We start from the raw sequence: 19016 nt of genomic DNA, 5'->3' as shown, positions 1-19016 counted from the left end.
CGTAGATGGCGGGGCGGTGCGTCAGTGCGCGCCAGCCGCCTTGTTCAAATCGCTTTCCGCCCATTCGGTGTACACGCAGGCGTCCGCCGTTGCCCAGCGCACGCGCACCTGATCGCCGGCCTTGAGCGGCATGCCCGCCGCCGAAAGCGCCTTGACGGTCATTGAGGTGCCGCCTGTGGTCATGACCGTGCAAGTCTGGCTTTCCCCCAGAAACAGCACTTCGCCGACTTTGGCGCTGACTTCATTCCAACCGGTTTGCAGCGGTTGTGCATTCGCTTGTTCGACGCTCAGCGCCTGGGCTTTTTCCGGGCGGATCATCAGCAGCACATCCTGATCGATCACCAGTCCGGCGGTCAGTCGAATCGACAGCGGCTGGCCTTCGAACGTTGCCACGCCATTGCCCTGGGCCTTGAGCTTGAGGAAGTTCGAGTTACCGAGGAACGAGGCGACAAAGGCATTCGGCGGGTTCTGGTACAGCTCATAGCCGGTGCCCAGACCGACAATCTTGCCGTGGCTGAAGATCGCGATGCGCTGGGACAGGCGCATGGCTTCTTCCTGATCGTGGGTCACGTAGACGATGGTGATGCCCAGCCGACGATGCAGTTGACGCAGTTCGTCCTGCAGGTCTTCGCGCAGTTTTTTGTCCAGCGCGCCCAGGGGTTCGTCCATCAGCAGAATGCGCGGTTCATAGACCAGCGCGCGGGCGATGGCGACCCGTTGCTGTTGGCCGCCAGACAGTTGCGAAGGGCGGCGGTGTGCGAATTTGTCCAGTTGCACCAGCTTGAGCATGGCGTCGACCCGCTTGTCGCGCTCTGCCGCCGCCAGCTTGCGGATGGTCAGCGGGAAGGCGATGTTGTCGCGCACCGAGAGATGGGGGAACAGCGAATAACGCTGAAACACCATGCCGATGTCGCGCTTGTGCGGTGGCACGTTCACCAGCGACTGACCGGCCACCAGAATCTCCCCCGAGCTGGGTGTTTCGAAACCGGCCAGCATCGACAGCGTGGTGCTTTTGCCCGAACCGCTGGAGCCGAGGAAGGTCAGGAACTCGCCGTCCTGGATGTCCAGCGAGATGTTGTCCACGGCCGCGAAGTCGCCGTAATGCTTGTTCAGGTTACGCAGGCTGACCAGGGTCTGGGCGGGTTGCTTGGCATCTTTGATCACGGCACTCATTTAGGCATCCTCGCTTCATTACGGCGACGCAGGGTCGCGGCGATAAACATGACCAACACCGACAGGCCGATCAGCAGCGTCGAAGCGACGGCAATCACCGGGGTCAGGTCCTGGCGCAGAGTGGTCCACATCTTGACGGGCAGGGTTTGCAGGGTGGGGCTGGCCATCATCACGCTAAGCACCACCTCATCCCACGACACCAGAAAGGCGAACAGGGCACCGGCGACCATGCCCGGACGAATCGCCGGAAAGGTCACCTTGAACACGGCCTGCATCCGCGACGCGCCACAGATCACCGCAGCGTCCTCGATGGACTGATCGAACAACTTCAACGAGTTGATGATCGAGATGATGGTGAACGGCAACGCGACGATGACGTGGCTGACCACGAACGACAACAGCGTGCCGGTGTAGCCGAGTTTGAGGAACAGCGCATAGACCGCCACAGCGATGATTACCAGCGGCACGATCATCGGCAGGGTGAACAGGCCGTAAAGCATGTCGCGACCGGGGAAGCGCCCGCGCACCAGCGCAAAGGCGGTGGGCAGGCCCAGCAGCACGGCGAAGATCGTGGTCAGCACCGCGACTTTCAGGCTGGCCAGCGCCGCGCTCATCCACTCGGGATTGTTGAAGAACTGCATGTACCACTTCAGCGTCCAGCCCGGCGGGGGAAACACCAGCCACTGCGAGGAGCCGAACGACAACAGCACGATGAACACGATGGGCAACAGCAGAAACAGCGCGATCAAGCCTGTGACCGAATACAGGCCCCAGCGCAGGCGCGGGCTCATGGCATTGGGTGTCAGGAGCATGGCGGTTTACCTCGCGTGGTTCGAGCCGACCGGCGATTCCGGTTGCAGCTTGAGGTAGAAGTAGAACAGCACCAGGGTGATCACGATCAGCAACGCGGCGGCGGCACTGGCCAGGCCCCAATTGAGGAACGATTGCACCTGCTGAACGATGAACTCCGGCAGCATCATGTCCTGGGCGCCGCCAAGCAGGGCGGGGGTCACGTAGTAACCCAGCGACATCACGAACACCATCAGGCCCCCGGAAAACAGCCCCGAGCGGCACAGCGGCAGGAACACCCTGAAGAAATTGGTCCACGGGCTGGCGCCGCAAATGGAACCGGCCTGCAACACCATCGGGTCGATGGCCGCCATGGTGGCCTGCAACGGCAGCACGATGAACGGGATCATGATGTAGCTCATGCCGATCACCACACCGGTCAGGTTGTGCACCATTTCCAGCGGCTGATCGATGATGCCCATCGCGATCAGGGCCTTGTTGATCACGCCTGACGCTTGCAGCAACACCAGCCACGAATAGGTCCGCGCCAACAGGCTGGTCCACATCGACAACAGGACGATGTTGAGCATCCAGCGGCCCCAGCCACGGGGCACCAGCGTGATTGCCCACGCCAGCGGGAAGCCCAGCAGCAGGCTGAACAGGGTCACCAGACCGGCGACGGAGAAGGTGTTGAACAGCACTCGGGCGTAGGCCGAATTGGCAAACAGTTGTTCGTAGTTGCCCAGGCCCGGCGTCGGTTCCAGCACGCCGCGCAACAGCAGGCCAATCAGAGGGGCGAAGAAAAACAGGCCGAGAAACAGCAGGGCGGGCAGCAGGTTGCGGCTGCCTTTCCAGCGTTGCGACAAAGAGGGCGTCTGTTTCATCGCCACGGCCTGAGCGGGTACCGCGCCGGCGGTGCTGGATGCACCACCGGCTGGCTGGGTTTGACGGGTCGCGAGGGCCGTCATTTTTACTTGACCAGCCATTCGTTCCACCGTGTCGCGATGGCCGGACCGTTCTTGGCCCAGTACGCGAAGTCGAGAGTGATTTGATCGTCAGGATAGGCGGTCGGCAGATCCTTCGCCAACGTCGAATCAAGGCGTTGCACGCTGTCCAGGTTCACAGGTGCGTAAGCGGTCAGGTTGGAGAAGTCGGCCTGCCCTTTGGCGCTGGACGCCTCGGCGATCAGCTTCATGGCGGCGGCCTTGTTCTTCGCGCCCTTTGGCACGACGAGGAAATCCGCCATGACCAGATTCTGCTTCCAGCTCACACCCACCGGGGCGCCGTCTTGCTTGAGCGCGTAGGTGCGGCCATTCCAGAACTGACCCAGCGATGCTTCACCGGAGGCCAGCAGTTGCTGGGACTGCGCACCGCCGCCCCACCAGACGATGTCTTTCTTGATGGTGTCGAGTTTCTTGAAGGCGCGGTCCAGGTCCAGCGGGTAGAGCTTGTCTTTGGGTACGCCGTCGGCCAGCAGGGCCAGCTCCAGCACGCCAGGGCTTGGCCATTTGTAGAGGGCGCGTTTGCCGGGGTAGGTCTTGGTGTCGAACAGGGCTGACCAGTCTTGCGGTTTGGCACTACCGAGCTTGTTCTCGTTGTAGCCGAGCACGAAGGAGAAGAAGAAGGAACCGACGCCGTGGTCGGACTGGAAGCGCGGGTCGATGCGGTCTTTCTTGATCACGCTGAAGTCCAGCGGTTCAAGCAGACCTTCACTGGCGGCGCGCAGGGCGAAGTCGGCTTCGACATCGACCACGTCCCACGACACGTTGCCGCTCTCGACCATGGCTTTGAGTTTGCCGTAGTCAGTCGGGCCGTCCTGAACCACGGCGGTGCCGGTGTTCTTGGTGAACGCGTTGGCCCAGGCCTCTTTCTGCGCATCCTGGGTGGAGCCGCCCCAACTGACGAAGTTGACGCTGTCGGCAGCGATGGCTGCGTGACAAGAGAGCGCCAACACACCTGCTGTCAGGACCGCTGTTGCACGTTGAATCAACACCATTTTCACGCCCTCATTTGTTGTGTTTTTGAGCGGGCTTTCAATTGCCCGCCTGTCGGGAGCAGTGGGCCTCTGGACGGTGACATCCTCGGACCTTGAAAAAACGGGGCCTGTCAGGGGCTTTTATTTGTGCTGTCCCTCGCGGGCGCACCTGACGACAAATGCTTAGGCCTACGGAATGTCATATTATGGTATTCCAAACTTTCTGCAAGCATTTTGCCGTTCCGTAAACCGCGTTTTTTAAATTTTTTTTGTAGGATTCGACCCCGTGTTTACAGGGCCAAATCCGTATTGACCGGTGAAAGGCTTCCGCTTTGATGAGCTGTCGTTTCAGACCGAAAACGGAATGCTTTCAACCACTTCCAGATCGTACCCGGTGAGGCCGGCGTACTTCAGTGGTGGGCCTAGGTGGCGCAGCTTGCCCACGCCGATGTCTTGCAGGATCTGGGCCCCGGTGCCGACTTCCGAATAAATCCGTGACTGGGAACGGGTGTACTGGCGTGGGGCCTGCGTGAGCTGCGGAATACGCTCCAGCAGTGCCTGAGACGATTCATGATTGGCCAGCACCACGACGACGCCCCGACCTTCCTCGGCGACCTTTTGCAGGGCAGCCCATAGCGTCCAGTTGGGCGGGCCGTTGTACTCGGCGCCCACCAGGTCGCGCAAAGGATCGACCACGTGGACCCGCACCAGCGTCGGTTCGTCGCGACGCACATCGCCCATGACCATCGCCATGTGCACACCGCCTTCAATACGGTCTTCGTAGCTGATCAGGCGGAAGGTGCCGTGAACAGTCGGCAGCTCACGTTCACCAATGCGCACGACCGTGTGTTCGGTGCTCAGGCGATAGTGGATCAGGTCGGCGATGGTGCCGATGCGAATGCCGTGTTTCGCTGCGAAACGCTCAAGGTCCGGGCGTCGGGCCATGGTGCCGTCGTCATTCATAACTTCGACGATCACCGACGCAGGGGTAAAACCAGCCAGCCGCGCCAGATCGCAACCGGCTTCGGTATGACCGGCGCGAGTCAGCACGCCACCTTCGCGGGCGCGCAGCGGGAAGATATGGCCAGGCTGGACGACGTCCTCAGCCGTGGCATTGGCGGCCACCGCCGCTTGCACGGTGCGGGCGCGGTCGGCGGCAGAAATGCCGGTAGTCACGCCGGTTGCGGCTTCGATGGACACGGTGAATGCGGTGGAGAACACGCTGCCGTTGCTCGGCACCATCTGTTCGAGTCCCAGACGCTGGCAGTGTTCGTCGGTCAGGGTCAGGCAGATCAGGCCCCGCGCTTCATTGGCCATGAAACTGATGGCCTGTGCGGTGCAACGGTCGGCGGCGAGCAGCAGGTCGCCTTCGTTTTCCCGGTCCTCGTCGTCGACCAGCAGGACCATCTTGCCTTGGCGGTAGTCTTCGATGATGTCTTCGATGCGGTCGAACGCCATACTCGGGATCTCTGTGCAGTGGTGTAGATGCTTACACTGGTTTTTCGTGGTATACCATAAGACAGAATATTTCACAGATTCGTCCGTTTTGAAACCACCCATTGATCAAACAGCGAGAGTGCGATGAAGGCTTACTGGATTGCTCACGTAGATATCACTGACCCAACGCAATACGCCGAATACACCCAGCGCGGCCCTGCGGCGTTCGCCAAATACGGCGGCAAGTTTCTCGCCCGTGGCGGTCGCGCCGAAGCACTGGAAGGGCGCAAGACCCCACAGCGTACGGTGATCATCGAGTTTGAATCCTACGAGCAGGCGCTGGCTTGTTATCACTCGGCCGAGTACCAGGAAGCGATGAGCCACCGGCTGGGCGTGGCGCATGCGGAGATTGTGATTGTGGAGGCGTTTGCGGGGTAGGGGCGGGCCGCCAGAGGGATGAGTCCACTGTGTAACTGACCCACCGCTTTCGCCAGCAAGCCGGCTCCCACAACGATGGCGTCGGACCGAAGATTCCGGGCCGACAGGGTATCTGTGGGTGATTCTATGCTGTCTGGTCAGCCGCTTTCGCCAGCCCGTTGGCTCCCACAAAGGTTGCGTCGGATTTAGAATTTTTGTTCGACGCTAAACCTGTGGGAGCCGGCTTGCTGGCGAAAGCGGTTTATCCGGCACCGTTGAGGTTTCTGTGCCCTCGTTTTCCTGGTCGGCCAAGGTCAGTGCACTGCATCGTCGCCAAATACCAACCCCGACGCCTTCAGCAGCTCTTGCGTGTAGGTCTGTTGCGGGCGGGCGAAGATCTCTCGTGAGGCGCCTTGTTCGACCACTTTGCCGTCCTTGATCACGATCAGGTCGTGGGCCAGTGCGTGGACCACCGCCAGGTCGTGGCTGATGAACAGGTACGTCAGGCCATGGCGGATTTGCAGATCGCGCAGCAGGGCGACGACCTGCTTTTGCACGGTGCGGTCCAGCGCTGAGGTGGGTTCGTCCAACAGGATCAGCTCTGGCTCCAGCACCAGCGCACGAGCAATGGAAATGCGTTGGCGCTGCCCGCCGGAAAACTCGTGGGGGTAGCGATGGCGGCTGCCCGGGTCGAGGCCCACTTCCCGCAGCACGCGAATCACCGTTTGTTCCCGTTCCTGAGGCGTGCCGATGCCGTGGGTCAACAAGCCTTCGGCGATGATCTGTTGCACCGTCATACGCGGGCTGAGGCTGCCGAACGGGTCTTGAAACACCACCTGCATCCGTTTGCGCAGCGGGCGCATCAGGTGCTGGCTGTGCAGGCTCAATTCCTTGTTGGCAAAGCGGATACTGCCCTCGGAATCGATCAACCGCAGGATCGCCTGACCCAGCGTCGATTTGCCCGAGCCGGATTCGCCGACGATCCCCAGTGTCTTGCCCTTGAGCAATTCGAAGCTGACCCCGTCCACGGCTTTGATGTACTGCCGTTCACGGCTGAACATCGATTTGGGCAACGGGAACCAGACTTTCAGCGCATCCACCGACAGCAGCGTGTGAGGGTGCTGGCTCGGCACCGGTTCGCCGTCGGGTTCGGCGTTGATCAGCAGGCGGCTGTATTCATGCTGAGGATCGGTGAACAGGGTCTGACAATCCGCTTGCTCGACGATTTCGCCGTTGCGCATCACGCAGACCCGCTGGGCGATGCGGCGCACCAGGTTGAGGTCGTGGCTGATCAGCAGCAGCGACATACCCAGCCGGGCTTGCAGCGACTTGAGCAGTTCAAGGATTTTCAGCTGCACCGTGACGTCCAGCGCGGTGGTCGGCTCATCCGCGATCAGCAGGTCCGGCTCGTTGGCCAGGGCCATGGCGATCATTACCCGCTGCCGTTGGCCGCCGGACAGTTGATGGGGGTAGGCCTTGAGGCGTTTGAGCGGTTGCTGAATCCCCACCAGTTCCAGCAGTTCCAGCGTGCGCTCGCGGGCGGCTTTGCCTTTGAGACCTTTGTGCAGGGCCAGAATCTCGTTGATCTGCTTTTCCACGGTGTGCAGTGGATTGAGCGAGGTCATGGGTTCCTGAAAGATCATTGCAATGCGGTTGCCGCGCAGTTCACGCAACTGGCGGTCGGTGGCGTGCAACAAGTCGACGCCGTTGTAGCGAATCTGGCCTTGGGTGCTGACTTTCTTCGCAGGCAGCAGGCGCAGGATCGAATGGGCCGTGACCGATTTGCCCGAACCGGATTCACCCACCAACGCCAGGCACTCTCCGCGCCGGATGGTCAGGTCGATGCCGTGGACCACTTCAGCGCCGTTAAAGGCCACGCGCAGTTGGCGGATGTCGATCAGGGTTTCAGAGTGTTGTTCATCCATCGCAAGAGGCCTCAGGTTCGCGGGTCGAAAGCGTCACGGCAGGCTTCGCCAATGAACACCAACAGGGAAAGAATCAACGCCAGCGCGCAGAAAGCGGTCAGGCCCAGCCAGGGGGCTTGCAAGTTGCGTTTGGCCTGGCCAATCAGCTCACCCAGTGAGGCGCTGCCTGCGGGCATGCCGAAGCCGAGAAAATCCAGCGCGGTCAGCGTGGCGATGGCGCCGGTCACGATGAAGGGCAGGTAGGTGAGGGTGCTGGTCATGGCGTTGGGCAGGATGTGGCGCAGCATCAGCGCGCTGTCGGTCAGGCCCAGTGCGCGGGCCGCTTTCACGTATTCAAGGTTGCGTCCGCGCAGGAACTCGGCGCGCACCACGTCGACCAGCGCCAGCCAGGAGAACAACGCCATGATCCCCAGCAACCACCAGAAATTCGGTTCGACAAACCCGGACAGAATGATCAGCAGGTACAGCACCGGCAGGCCGGACCAGATCTCTTGCAAGCGCTGACCCATCAGGTCGGCCAACCCGCCGTAATAGCCCTGAATCGCACCGGCAATCACGCCGATGACGGTGCTGATCAGGGTCAGCGCCAGGGCAAACAGGATCGACACCCGCGTGCCGAACAACACGCGAGCCATGACGTCCCGAGCCTGATCGTCAGTACCCAGCCAGTTGCGGGCGCTGGGTGGGCTGGGAGAAGGTGCCTTGAGGTCGTAATTGACGGTGTCGTCACTGAAGGGGATCGGCGCGAACAGCATCCAGCCGCCTTTGTCGGCGATCAGCTTGCGCACGTAATCGCTGCTGTAGTCGGGTTCGAAGGGCAATTCCCCGCCGAAATCGGTTTCCAGGTATTGATGCAGCGTCGGGTAGTACAGGTTGCCCTGATAGCTGACGATCAGGGGCCGGTCATTGGCGATCAGTTCGCCACACAGGCAGACCACCAGCAGCGCGACGAAGACCCACAGCGACCACCAGCCGCGTCTGTTCGCTTTGAACAGGGCCATGCGCCGTTTGCTTTGCGGAGAAAACTCGAACATCAGGCGCTCCTCGCGGAAAAGTCGATGCGCGGGTCGACCAGCGTGTAGCACAGGTCGCCCACCAGCTTGATCAACAGGCCGAACAGGGTGAACAGAAACAACGTGCCGAACACCACCGGGTAATCCCGAGACACGGCGGCCTCGTAGCTCATGCGGCCAATGCCATCCAGGCCGAAGATGGTTTCGATCAACAGAGAACCGGCGAAGAACACCTCGATCAGCGCCTGCGGAATCCCCGCCACCACCAGCAACATGGCGTTGCGAAACACATGGCCGTACAGCACCCGGCGTTCACTCAACCCCTTGGCGCGCGCCGTGACCACGTATTGGCGGCTGATCTCGTTGAGGAAGCTGTTCTTGGTCAGCAGGGTCAAGGTCGCAAAGCCGCCGATCACCAGCGCGCTGACCGGCAGCACCAGATGCCACGAGTAGTCGCGCAACTTGCCCAGCGTCGACAGGCTGTCGAAATCGTCGGAAAACAGCCCCTGTGCCGGAAACCAGCTCCAGTAGCTGCCACCGGCGAACAGCACGATCAGCAGAATGGCGAACAGGAACGCGGGAATGGCGTAGCCGATGATGATCAGCGAGCTGCTCCAGACATCGAAGCGGCTGCCGTGGTGCACGGCCTTGCGGATGCCCAGCGGAATCGACACCAGATAGGTGATCAGCGTCGCCCACAGGCCCAGTGACAGGGTTACGGGCAGTTTCTGGGCGATCAGGCCGGTGACTGTGGTGCCGCGAAAGAAGCTGTTGCCGAAGTCCAGGTGTGCGTAGTGGGTGAGCATCAGCCACAAGCGTTCGTGCATCGGTTTGTCGAAGCCATATTGGTGTTTGATGGCTTCCACCAACTCCGGATCCAGCCCCTGTGCGCTGCGGCTGACCGTACCGGATGCAGCGATTTCGCCGCCACCACCGCCCACACCGCCTGCGGGCCCCAAGCCCTGGACGCGCGCAATGGCCTGCTCCACCGGACCGCCCGGTGCGGCCTGCACGATGAGAAAGTTGACCACCAGAATGCACAGCAGCGTCGGAATGATCAGCGCCAACCGTCTTAATGAATACGCCAGCATGTCAGTGCTCCTCCGAGGCGGAGGTGGACGGCACGCTGAGCTGCGCGCTGGTTTGCGGGGCCATGCGCTCGGCCATCTGCTGATCGGTCAGCGGCACCGGGCTGACCTGCCACCAGCTTTCCAGCCCCACGTCGTAGATCGGCTCGACCTTTGGTTTGCCAAAACGGTTGGCGTACACCACTGGGGTGCCTTGCGAGTAGTAGTTCGGAATCATGTAGAAACCCCAGAGCAGCACCCGGTCCAGCGCGCGGGCGTAATGCAGCATGTCGTTGCGGCTGTTGGCGGCCACCAGGCCGTCGATGAGGGTGTCCACGGCGGGATCACGCAGCACCATGGCGTTGGAGCTGCCTATCTGCCGCGCGCTTTGTGAGCCGAACAGGTTGTACAACTCGCGCCCCGGCGAAAGGATCGGGTTGCCGTTGTTGGGCAGGCTGACCACGATCATGTCGTAGTCGCGGGCGTTGAGCCGGTTCATGTACTGCGCCGAATCGACACGACGGAAGTTCAGGGTGATGCCGATCTGCGCCAGCACGCGTTTGTAGGGCAGCACCAGCCGTTCGAAACCGCCCTGGCCATCGAGAAAGGTGAACTCCAGCGGTTTGCCTGCGGCATTGACCAGGCGGTTGTTTTTCGCGTGCCACCCGGCGTCGGCCAGCAGTTTCAGGGCCTTGAGCTGCTTGTCGCGGATGTAGCCGCTGCCGTCGGTTTTCGGTGCGTGCCAGACCTGAGTGAACACTTCGTCGGGCACCTTGCCGCGCAACGGCTCCAGAATCTTCAGCTCTTGAGCGTCGGGCAGCGCCGTGGCCGCCATGTCGCTTTTGGGGAAGTAGCTTTCTTCGCGCACATAGAAGTTGCGCATGATCTGACCATTGATCCATTCGAAGTCCCAGAGCATCGCCAGTGCCTCGCGCACGCGACGGTCCTGGAACATCGGTTTATCGAGGTTGAACACGAAGCCTTGCCCGGCGACGGGGCGCTGCTTGGCCAGAATGGTCTTTTGCAGGCGGCCGTCCGCGAGCGTCGGTGCGGTGTAGCCAACCACGTAACCGGCCGATGAGAACTCGCGGTTGTAATCGAAAGTGCCTGCTTGCACCAGTTGCCGGGCAACGTCGGTGTCACCGTAGAAGTTCACGGTCAAGCTGTCGAAGTTGTACAGCCCGCGGCTGACGGGTAAATTCTTGGCCCACCAGTCTTTCACCCGCTGAAAACTCACGCTGCGCCCGGCATCGACGCGCGACACCCGATACGGCCCGCTGCCCAATAGCGGCTCGAAACCACCGCCTTTGGTGAAGTCGCGGGTTTTCCACCAGTGCTCGGGCAACACGCGCATGCTGGCCAGGTCCAGCGCCAACGTGCGGTTGAGGTTGTTCTTGAAGTCGAAACGGATTTGCCCGGGGGCCTCGATCACCGCGTCCTTGACGTCGGCGTACAGCGGTCGGTAGCTGAAGCTACCCTGGGTGATCAGGGTCTGATAGGTGTAGCGCACGTCTTCGGCGGTGATCGGTGTGCCGTCGTCAAAGCGTGCCTTGGGGTTGAGGTAGAAGCGCACCCAGAGGTTGTTCGGGTCGCGTTCGAGTTTTTCTGCCACCAGCCCGTAAACGGTGTAGGGCTCGTCCAGCGAGCGGTAGGCCAGTGGGGCGTAAACCCAGGCGTCGATCTGGCTCACGGAAATACCCTGATCGACGTAGGGCGACAGGTAATTGAACTGGCCGATTTCCTCGGCAGCGCGGCTCAGCGAGCCACCTTTGGGCGCGTAGGGGTCGACGTAGTCGAAATGCTTGAAATCCGCCGGGTATTTCGGCGGCTCGCCGTACACGGTCAAGGCGTGCTGAGGGGCGGCAATCGCCAGCGGCACGCCACTGAGAAACGCGATGAAAAACGCCACGGTGTAAAGCAGTGCGATGCCGGGCAGCAGCCGTCGCAATGAAAGGGGGGAGACGCACATGGTCGGACAGTCCTTGGGGTACGGGTCGACGCACAACGGTTCGTACAACGCCTGGCGCTGAGAAAAAATCCCCCGGCCGGGGAAGGTGGATGAGACCTAGCTGCCGGGGGCGCGATTTCGCAGAAATGACCCTGACGCGCCGGAGCACAACGCGTCAGGGGGGAGGCTTAGAAGTGGTACGTGGCGCGGGCGAACAGGGTACGTCCCAGCGGGTCGGCGTAGCGCGGGTCATAGCCGGACTGGAAGTTGTAGGCCTGGTTACTGAACGGCGGGTCGCGATCGAACAGGTTTCGCACCCCGGCGTCGATGTCCAGCACCTTGTCGAAGGTGTGGCCCACCGACAGGTCCCAGACCGAATACGACGCGACGCGGTCGTTGGCGGACCGGTCATAGTCGTTGTAACCAGTGGTGAAGCGGTTGGTCAGCGAGGCGCGGCTGTCGCCCAGGTTCCAGGTGCCGATCAGCACATGTTTCCAGCGCGCGATCACGCCATCACCCTGAAAGTCACCGACCTTGTCGGTGTATGGGCCATCGATGATGTTCTGGAAGTCATAGCGATCGACGTAGGTGCCGGTCAGGCCGAGACCGAATTGCCCGTAAGGGGTGTTCGGGAAGCGGTAGTCCAGCGTAACGTCCACACCGTTGGTCTTGACGATACCCAGGTTGGCGTTGCCGGTGACGATATTGGCGATCGAACCGTCGGCATTGCGGATGATGCGGTCGCCGTACAGGTCGGCCTGATCGAACACCGTGGATTCCGGGAACGACTGGATCTGGTTGGAGATGTGAATCCACCAGAAGTCCAGCCCCATGGACAGGCTGTTGGTCGGTTGATAAACAAAGCCCAAGGTCACGTTGCGGGCTTTTTCCGGCGACAGGTTCTGGTTGCCGCCACTCAAGTTGAGGAACTGTTGATTACAGTCGCGCCCGGCCTGCCCGCCGGGCTGCACGGTGCCCCCGGCGCACAGCACCGGATCGTCGTAGTAACCCTGGCTGTAACTCAGGCTTTGCGGGGCATACAGCTCATACAACGACGGTGCACGGAAACCTTCGCTGTACGCGCCGCGCATCACCAGTTCTTTGAACGGCTGGAAGCGGAACGAGTATTTGGGATTGGTGGTGCTGCCGAAGTCGCTGTATTTGTCGTGACGCACCGCGGCGGTCAGTTCGAGACTGTCGAGCACCGGCACGTTCAGTTCGGCGTATTCAGCTTTGACGCTGCGATCCCCCGATACACTGCCCGCCGAGTCGAGGCCCAGGCTGCTGATGTCGTCGACGAATGCCTCGTAGTCCTGATGCAGCTTCTCTTTGCGGTACTCGCCGCCCAGCGCCAGCCCGGCTTGACCTGCGCCGAACCAGTCACCGATTTCACGGCTGATCTTGCCGTCGAAGCCGTACACGCGGCCCACCGCACTGGAGTACTGGCCGTGGTAGGTGTTGTCATTGATGAACTGCTGCCCAGCGGCCGATTGTGGTCCGAACGGGTTCAGCAGGCCGCTGGCCAGACCTGACCTGAGGGCGGAGTCGCTGACGTAGCCGGAGGTCACCGAAGACAGGACCTTGTTCTGGTTGTAGGAGGCACCTACGTTGTAGTCCCAGCCGCCGACGTTACCGTCGAAGGTCAACAGCAAGCGCTGGCTGGTGTTCTCGTCCTTGCTGCCGCGCGGGCCTGCGGCGGTTTCACGCCAGGCGGTGTCCACCGGTTGTGTCGGGTCAAGGGCGAAGTTGGTCGGCGCCGGAGTGATGCCGTTACCCGGATAGTACGGCGACGACGGGTCGACGCTCAGCCCGGTCAATGGCGCCGGGCCGATGCTGGTAGCGTTGTTGTTGCGTGCCCAGAAGTATTCGAGGCTGACGTTGTGGTCTTCGGCCAGCTTGCCGGTGGCGCGTCCGAAGAACGAGGTCTTCTCGGTTTGCGGGATCAGGTCGATGTATTCGCGGGTGCTGAAACGGCAGATCCCGTCGACGCCGACCAGACTTGGGCCTGCGCAGTTCGGGCCCAGCGGGTTGGCCGCGTTGCCGTTTTGGTAGTAGTTGCCGGGGTAGGCGGTGCCGGAAGTCTGGTTGAGTCCGCGACCGGGCACGTAGTCTTTTGCGAACGAGCGATCATTGGCGTCCAGATTCTGCTGTTTGCTGTAGTTGAACACGCCCATCACGTTGAAGCGGTCTTCGTCCAGATCACCAAAGCCCCAACTGGCGCTCGTGTCCTTGCTGGCACCGCCGCCGCTGGCGGTCGGAGTATCGCCGCCCAGGCTGAGGGTGCCGTCGGTAAGGGATTTTTTGGTGATGAAGTTGATCACCCCGCCGATGGCGTCGGTGCCATACAGGGCCGACGCGCCGTCGCGCAACACCTCTACACGGTCAATGGCGGCGAAGGGAATCATGTTCAGGTCGATGGCACTGCCATTGGGCGTGCCGACCCCAGACAAGGCGTTGTTGGCCAGCCGACGTCCGTTGAGCAGCACCAGCGTCTTGTTCGCGCCGATGCCGCGCATGTCGGCATAGGAGGCACCACCGGTGGAAGCCCCCACGGAGCCGGAGCTGTTGTACAGCGACTGGCTGCCGGTGATCCGCGACACCAATTGCTCCGTGGTGGTCACGCCCTGCTTTTTCAGCTCATCAGCCCGCAGAACCGTCACCGGCACGGCCGTTTCGGCATCTGCGCGGCGTATGGCCGAACCGGTCACTTCGACCCGTTTGAGCTGCGTGGTCGCAGGCACGGCAGCGGCGGCCGGAACGGCGGCCTCACTGGCGGGCGCGGCTTCGACGCTGCTTTCGGTGCTCTCGGCGGCGTACGCCGGACTGATGCCCACGGCCAGGGCGCAGATCAATGCGCGAGGCTGCCGTCGTACGGCCAGAACCAAAGGCTTGAGGGTAAAACCGGGAAAACTCATCAGCATGGTAATTTCCGACTTATTCCAGATGTTATTGAAATGGCCTTGTGAGCCCTCGTTGCTCCGACGCGGTGGTGGCGGTCGGGAATTCCGTTTTTCAAGCAAGCCGCTCCCCTCCATGGCAAAACCACGGACGGCCGTTACATCGGGAGTTGGGTGAGCAGGGCCGCGTCAGACGCAGCCCTGCTTCATGGGGGCGTCATTTGGAGGTCATCACGGAAATCTTCGTGATCCCCGAGCGCTCGATGGACGCCATGGCTTTCGCCACCTGGCCATAGTTGACGCTGGTGTCGGCCTGCAACTGCACGCGCACCTCCGGGTCTTTGGCCTTGACGTCCTTGAGGCTGAGCTCCAGCGACTCCGGCGCGATCTCGGATTTGGCCAGGTAGAACTTGCCGTCCTGATCGACGCTGACCACCACCGGGTCTTTCTTTTCTGCGGGGGCGACGGCGTCGGTTTTCGGCAGGTTGACCTTGATGGCGTTGGTCATCAGCGGTGCGGTAACGATGAACACCACCAGCAGCACGAGCATCACGTCCACCAGCGGCGTGACGTTCATTTCGCTGAGCACTTCATCGCTGTCTTGGGTAGAAAACGACATCAGCTCGCCTCCCGAACGGCCTGACCATTCTTCTGAGCGATGGGCTGGCGGTTGACGGCGAAGGCGCTGCGCTGGGCGAGGGCGTCGAAGTCGTGGGCGAAGTCATCCATGTCGCCGACGGCGGCTTTCAGACGACGCAGGAAGTAGTTGTAAATCAGCACCGCGGGCACCGCCGCCGCAATACCCACGGCGGTGGCGATCAACGCATGGCCGATGGGACCCGCAACCGTTTCCAGGCTGGCTGAGCCGCTGGCGCCGATGCTTTGCAGCGCTTCCATGATCCCCCACACCGTGCCGAACAGGCCGATGAACGGGGCGGTGCTGCCGATACTGGCGAGGATGGCTTGCCCGGCTTCCAGCGCCCGGCGCTCTTTCTGGATCTGCTGGCGCAGGTTGCGCTCCAGGCGATCAGCACGATTGATGGTGTGGGCCAGTTGCTGGGTGGTGCGTGGGTGTTCGTCCACCGACATGGCTTCGAAGCCACTGTTGGCGATGCGCGCCAGCGACCCCGGATACTGACTGGCGTGCTCGGCGGCGGTCAGCAGGTCCGGTGCGGTCCAGAACACTTTGCTGAACTGCCGGTTCTGGGTTTTCTGACGCATGTACTGCGCCGACTTGATCAGCAACATGGCCCAGCTCAGCACGCTGAACAGCACCAGCGCCCACAACACACCGGGAACAATCATGGAAGAAAGCGATTCGTTCATGGTTACACCTCACCCGCTCTATAAAAGTTGTCTGTTGGTTGGCCGGGTCATTCCGGCAATTTGAAGTCGATGGTCTGGGTCGCAAAGCCTTCAATGGGCGTGTCACCGCGCTTGGCCGGAATGAATTTCCAGTTGCGCACCGTTTCCACGGCCGCATCGTCGAGCACCTGTTTGCCGCTGGACTTGGTGACCTCCACTGAACCTGCGCGGCCGTTGGGCAACACCTTAATGCGCAGAATCACCCGGCCTTCCAGGCCCTTGCGCAGTGCCGCACCGGGGTATTCCGGCGGCGGGTTGCCCAGGCTGGCGAGGCCTGAAATCGCTGCAGACTCCTTGACCGGGGCAGCCGGCGCGGCAGGCGCAGCGGGAGCGGGTGGCGCAGGTGTCGGCGCCGGCGGGGCTGGCGTGCTCGGCGCAGCCGGAAGGGGCGGCGCGGGCGGTGTCGGCTTTTTCACCGGCTCCGGTTTCTTGACGGGCCTGGGTTTCTCGACTTTCGGCTTTTCCACCGGTTTGGGCGGTGGCTTGACCGCGTCCGGATCCTCCACGGGCTGCTCCGGTTCCGGGGGCGGTGGCGGTGGTGGCGGCGGCGGTTCCGGAGGGGGTGGTTCCGGTGTCGGCGGCGTCGGGCTGGTCAGTTCAACGGTCATTTCCGGAACTTGCGGCGCAACTTCCGGAACATCGGCCTTTGCCGTTTGCATATACCACCAGATGGCCCCGTGAATGAGCACTGACGCTGCGATCAATAGCAACACGTGCGACCTGTTCAAACCGCCCGGTCGCGACGTGTTTTCCTTGAAAGGAATACTCGGCCACCCCGCAATAAGTTCATTCGGGGGCGGCCCGGGTATGGCTTTCATGTTTACCGCGTCGTTCATTAAAGCTCCCTCGGAAAATGGAAGGGCAATACGGATCCGTTCGAACATTTCACGAATGTTCGACTGCATGACGCCTGCGCAATGACCAGGCGTAAGTTATCCATTAGCGGACGGATACGGGTCAGCTTCAGGTCAGAAAGAGTGTCGGTGAAGCGATTAAGAAGATGGCATGACGATGTCCTGATTTTTGTTGTGTACGTTCATGTACGAGACCGTGTTTCAACGGTTACAGGACTGATTTAGCAACCGGTATGCCAGCTACGGGCCTCTGGTGCGCGGGTTTCCACCGATTCGGCGTTAATGTCGCATTCTTGTAATTTTTTACCGATCTCACGATTCATTGGCTGTTTCATAAGGGTTGTCGAGTGCCTTCATTAAAAAACGCAGGATGAGCCTGCCCGTCGAACTGAACGAAGTGAATTCGAAAGAGTCCGGTCCTGGAAGGCCGATGATCAATGCACCAAACGTGTTAATTGAGACTCGAAATGGTGCGTCAAAGAATTAAGAGTGCATGCGTAGAAAGTCCTTGTTATGTGACTTATGGGTCACAGGGTTGTGAATATTGTTTTTAAGGGCGAGCGACAGCGTCCATCGGATATTGATGGCTATTTAATATTTTGTTGTCGCAAGGTGTACGGGAATGTCCCGAATGTATAAGTTTTAAAAGGTCGTCTTATTCTTGTTTCTCAATGAGGCCAATACGGACGAATATCAGTGACGGCAATAAAAAAGACGCATCACGTCCCGCGAAAGCCGAAGCCGTGGCGGGCGGTATATGAGAAAAAATCGGAGGGTATAGCGTTAAGGCTGGCGGATGCCTTCGGCGAAGGGCAAAACGGTGCGCTGAAGCAGGATCAAGGCTTCCCGTGCCGATCCTGGCAGTGATGAGCAGCGGAGGCGTACAGCAAATGGCGAGAACAGGTCAGACACGAATCGAATTCCTTATCGAACGGACGCGAAACTTTTGGTGAGCGTCCTGCACTGTTATTGGACAGGGTGATGTCCATCTCCTGCACCGTGGTGCGTGTTGCGCACCGGTGGGCAGCCTTAACCCACGATTTTGCGGCCTGTTTGGGCCGCTATTCGTGGTACGGGCGTTCCACTTGAAAGAAATGTGCCAAAAAGCTGCCTTTTTGTAACATTTTTGATGCGCCGGAGGTTTGACGGTGTTCGAGGGGGATGAGTCGTGCGGAAAGTGGGGGCAGGCAGGCGATGCCATGAGGCTATCGGGCAGTGGACGGTCCGACGATTCGCTGCACCAGTTCCGGCAGTAACACTTCGCACGGATCGCCGACTTTCCAATTCAGCAGTTCATCGGCGCGGGTCTTGCCCTGATTGATGGCGATCAAGGGTTTGCCTTGATCGATCACCGCGCGGCACAGGCGAAACGCCGAATAGGCCATCAGCGATGAGCCGACGACCAGCAGCCCATCGGCGTGCTGAACCCGGGCCATGGCTTTGGCGGCGGTGGCTGGGGCAACGTTCTCGCCGAAGAACACCACGTCCGGCTTCATCCGCTGGCCGCCGCAGTAGGGGCAATGGGGGACTTGAAAGTGTTCTTCAAAGGCAGGGTCCAGCAAGGTGTCGCCGTCCGGGGCCTGTACCGCGGCGACCTTAGCCATATAGGGATTCTGTTCCACTAGCGTCAGCTGGATTACGTCTCGCGCGGTGCGCTGGCGGCAATCCAGGCACAGCACCCAGTGCAGGCTGCCGTGCAATTCGATGACGTCGTGGCTTGCGGCCTGATCGTGCAGCGTATCGACATTCTGGGTGATGACACCGCTGATCACGCGATGTTGCTCCAGGGTCGCCAGTGCCTCATGGGCGGCATTGGGCTGCGCGGCACGCACCCGAGGCCAGCCGAGCATGGCGCGCGCCCAATACCGACGACGGGCTTCGGGCGCGTTGAGGAACTCCTGGAACATCATGGGCTGGCGCCCGCGCCGCACGCCTTCGCTGTCGCGGTAATCGGGGATGCCCGATGAGGTGCTGATGCCCGCGCCGGTCAGCACGGCGAAGGAGCGGTCACTCATCCAGTGCAAGAGGGATTCGACGCTGGAGGGGGTGGGCGTGTCGAGCATGGGCGGGGCCTCGTGAATACGGCGGGTGGGCTGATATTAAACGAGGAGTGTCAGCGCTGGTTAAAGCGGGTTCATCTTTCAAGGACAGCTGCA

15 protein-coding genes are annotated in these 19016 nt (G+C 61.1%); 1 reads left to right on the top strand and 14 read right to left on the bottom strand.

Going from position 1 to position 19016, the window contains the following annotated elements:
• Positions 1–21: 21 nt before the first annotated feature.
• The 5 genes from ACI2KB_RS06500 to ribBA form a co-directional block, all read right to left on the bottom strand.
• Positions 22–1173 (bottom strand): ABC transporter ATP-binding protein, encoded by a 1152-nt coding sequence (locus tag ACI2KB_RS06500; RefSeq protein ID WP_404632578.1) that lies wholly within the window; start codon positions 1171–1173, stop codon positions 22–24.
• Positions 1170–1985: an ABC transporter permease gene (locus ACI2KB_RS06495; RefSeq protein WP_404632576.1), complete on the bottom strand. Its 816-nt coding sequence runs from the start codon at positions 1983–1985 to the stop codon at positions 1170–1172. The genes ACI2KB_RS06500 and ACI2KB_RS06495 overlap by 4 nt, the downstream gene beginning before the upstream one ends.
• Before the next feature lie 6 nt (positions 1986–1991).
• Positions 1992–2948 carry an ABC transporter permease gene (locus ACI2KB_RS06490; protein ID WP_404632574.1) on the bottom strand — a complete coding sequence of 319 codons (957 nt, stop codon included), beginning with the start codon at positions 2946–2948 and terminating at the stop codon, positions 1992–1994.
• On the bottom strand, positions 2933–3958 hold the full coding sequence (locus ACI2KB_RS06485; protein WP_404632572.1) for an ABC transporter substrate-binding protein: 1026 nt from the start codon (positions 3956–3958) through the stop codon (positions 2933–2935). The genes ACI2KB_RS06490 and ACI2KB_RS06485 overlap by 16 nt, the downstream gene beginning before the upstream one ends.
• 327 nt (positions 3959–4285) lie before the next feature.
• Entirely contained in the window at positions 4286–5395 is a 1110-nt protein-coding gene (gene ribBA, locus ACI2KB_RS06480) for a bifunctional 3,4-dihydroxy-2-butanone-4-phosphate synthase/GTP cyclohydrolase II (protein ID WP_404632570.1), read from the bottom strand.
• 123 nt (positions 5396–5518) lie between these two features.
• On the opposite strand from ribBA, the gene ACI2KB_RS06475 reads away from it, so the two are divergent.
• Entirely contained in the window at positions 5519–5812 is a 294-nt protein-coding gene (locus tag ACI2KB_RS06475; protein ID WP_404632568.1) for a DUF1330 domain-containing protein, read from the top strand.
• 293 nt (positions 5813–6105) lie between these two features.
• Here ACI2KB_RS06475 and ACI2KB_RS06470 read toward each other — a convergent pair whose 3' ends face one another.
• The 9 genes from ACI2KB_RS06470 to ACI2KB_RS06430 all read right to left on the bottom strand — a co-directional run bounded on the left by ACI2KB_RS06470 (position 6106) and on the right by ACI2KB_RS06430 (position 18923).
• On the bottom strand, positions 6106–7716 hold the full coding sequence (locus tag ACI2KB_RS06470; protein WP_404632566.1) for an ABC transporter ATP-binding protein: 1611 nt from the start codon (positions 7714–7716) through the stop codon (positions 6106–6108).
• An 11-nt stretch (positions 7717–7727) separates the two neighbouring features.
• Entirely contained in the window at positions 7728–8750 is a 1023-nt protein-coding gene (locus tag ACI2KB_RS06465; protein WP_404632564.1) for an ABC transporter permease, read from the bottom strand.
• On the bottom strand, positions 8750–9820 hold the full coding sequence (locus ACI2KB_RS06460; RefSeq protein WP_404632562.1) for a microcin C ABC transporter permease YejB: 1071 nt from the start codon (positions 9818–9820) through the stop codon (positions 8750–8752). Before ACI2KB_RS06460 ends, ACI2KB_RS06465 begins: the two co-directional genes overlap by 1 nt.
• A 1-nt stretch (position 9821) precedes the next feature.
• The gene (locus ACI2KB_RS06455; protein ID WP_404632560.1) at positions 9822–11765 is read right to left on the bottom strand and encodes an extracellular solute-binding protein; all 1944 of its coding nucleotides are present in this window, start codon (positions 11763–11765) and stop codon (positions 9822–9824) included.
• A gap of 167 nt (positions 11766–11932) precedes the next feature.
• Positions 11933–14665, bottom strand: a complete 2733-nt coding sequence (locus ACI2KB_RS06450) for a TonB-dependent receptor (protein WP_404632558.1) — start codon at positions 14663–14665, stop codon at positions 11933–11935.
• Between the two features lie 193 nt (positions 14666–14858).
• Positions 14859–15260: an ExbD/TolR family protein gene (locus tag ACI2KB_RS06445; protein ID WP_404632556.1), complete on the bottom strand. Its 402-nt coding sequence runs from the start codon at positions 15258–15260 to the stop codon at positions 14859–14861.
• Complete coding sequence (locus tag ACI2KB_RS06440) at positions 15260–15967, bottom strand: MotA/TolQ/ExbB proton channel family protein (protein WP_404632554.1); 708 nt, start codon at positions 15965–15967, stop codon at positions 15260–15262. The genes ACI2KB_RS06445 and ACI2KB_RS06440 overlap by 1 nt, the downstream gene beginning before the upstream one ends.
• 47 nt (positions 15968–16014) lie before the next feature.
• A complete protein-coding gene (locus tag ACI2KB_RS06435) occupies positions 16015–16842 on the bottom strand; it encodes an energy transducer TonB (RefSeq protein WP_404632790.1) in 828 nt (275 codons plus the stop codon).
• Between the two features lie 1223 nt (positions 16843–18065).
• A complete protein-coding gene (locus ACI2KB_RS06430; protein ID WP_404632552.1) occupies positions 18066–18923 on the bottom strand; it encodes an NAD-dependent protein deacetylase in 858 nt (285 codons plus the stop codon).
• Positions 18924–19016 lie beyond the last annotated feature (93 nt).

This window comes from Pseudomonas sp. NPDC088444 (genome assembly GCF_044900175.1).
In the GTDB taxonomy this organism is placed as follows: Bacteria; Pseudomonadota; Gammaproteobacteria; order Pseudomonadales; family Pseudomonadaceae; genus Aquipseudomonas.
The sequence above is the reverse complement of the archived record's forward strand: the minus strand, read 5'-3'. Positions and strand labels throughout refer to the sequence as shown.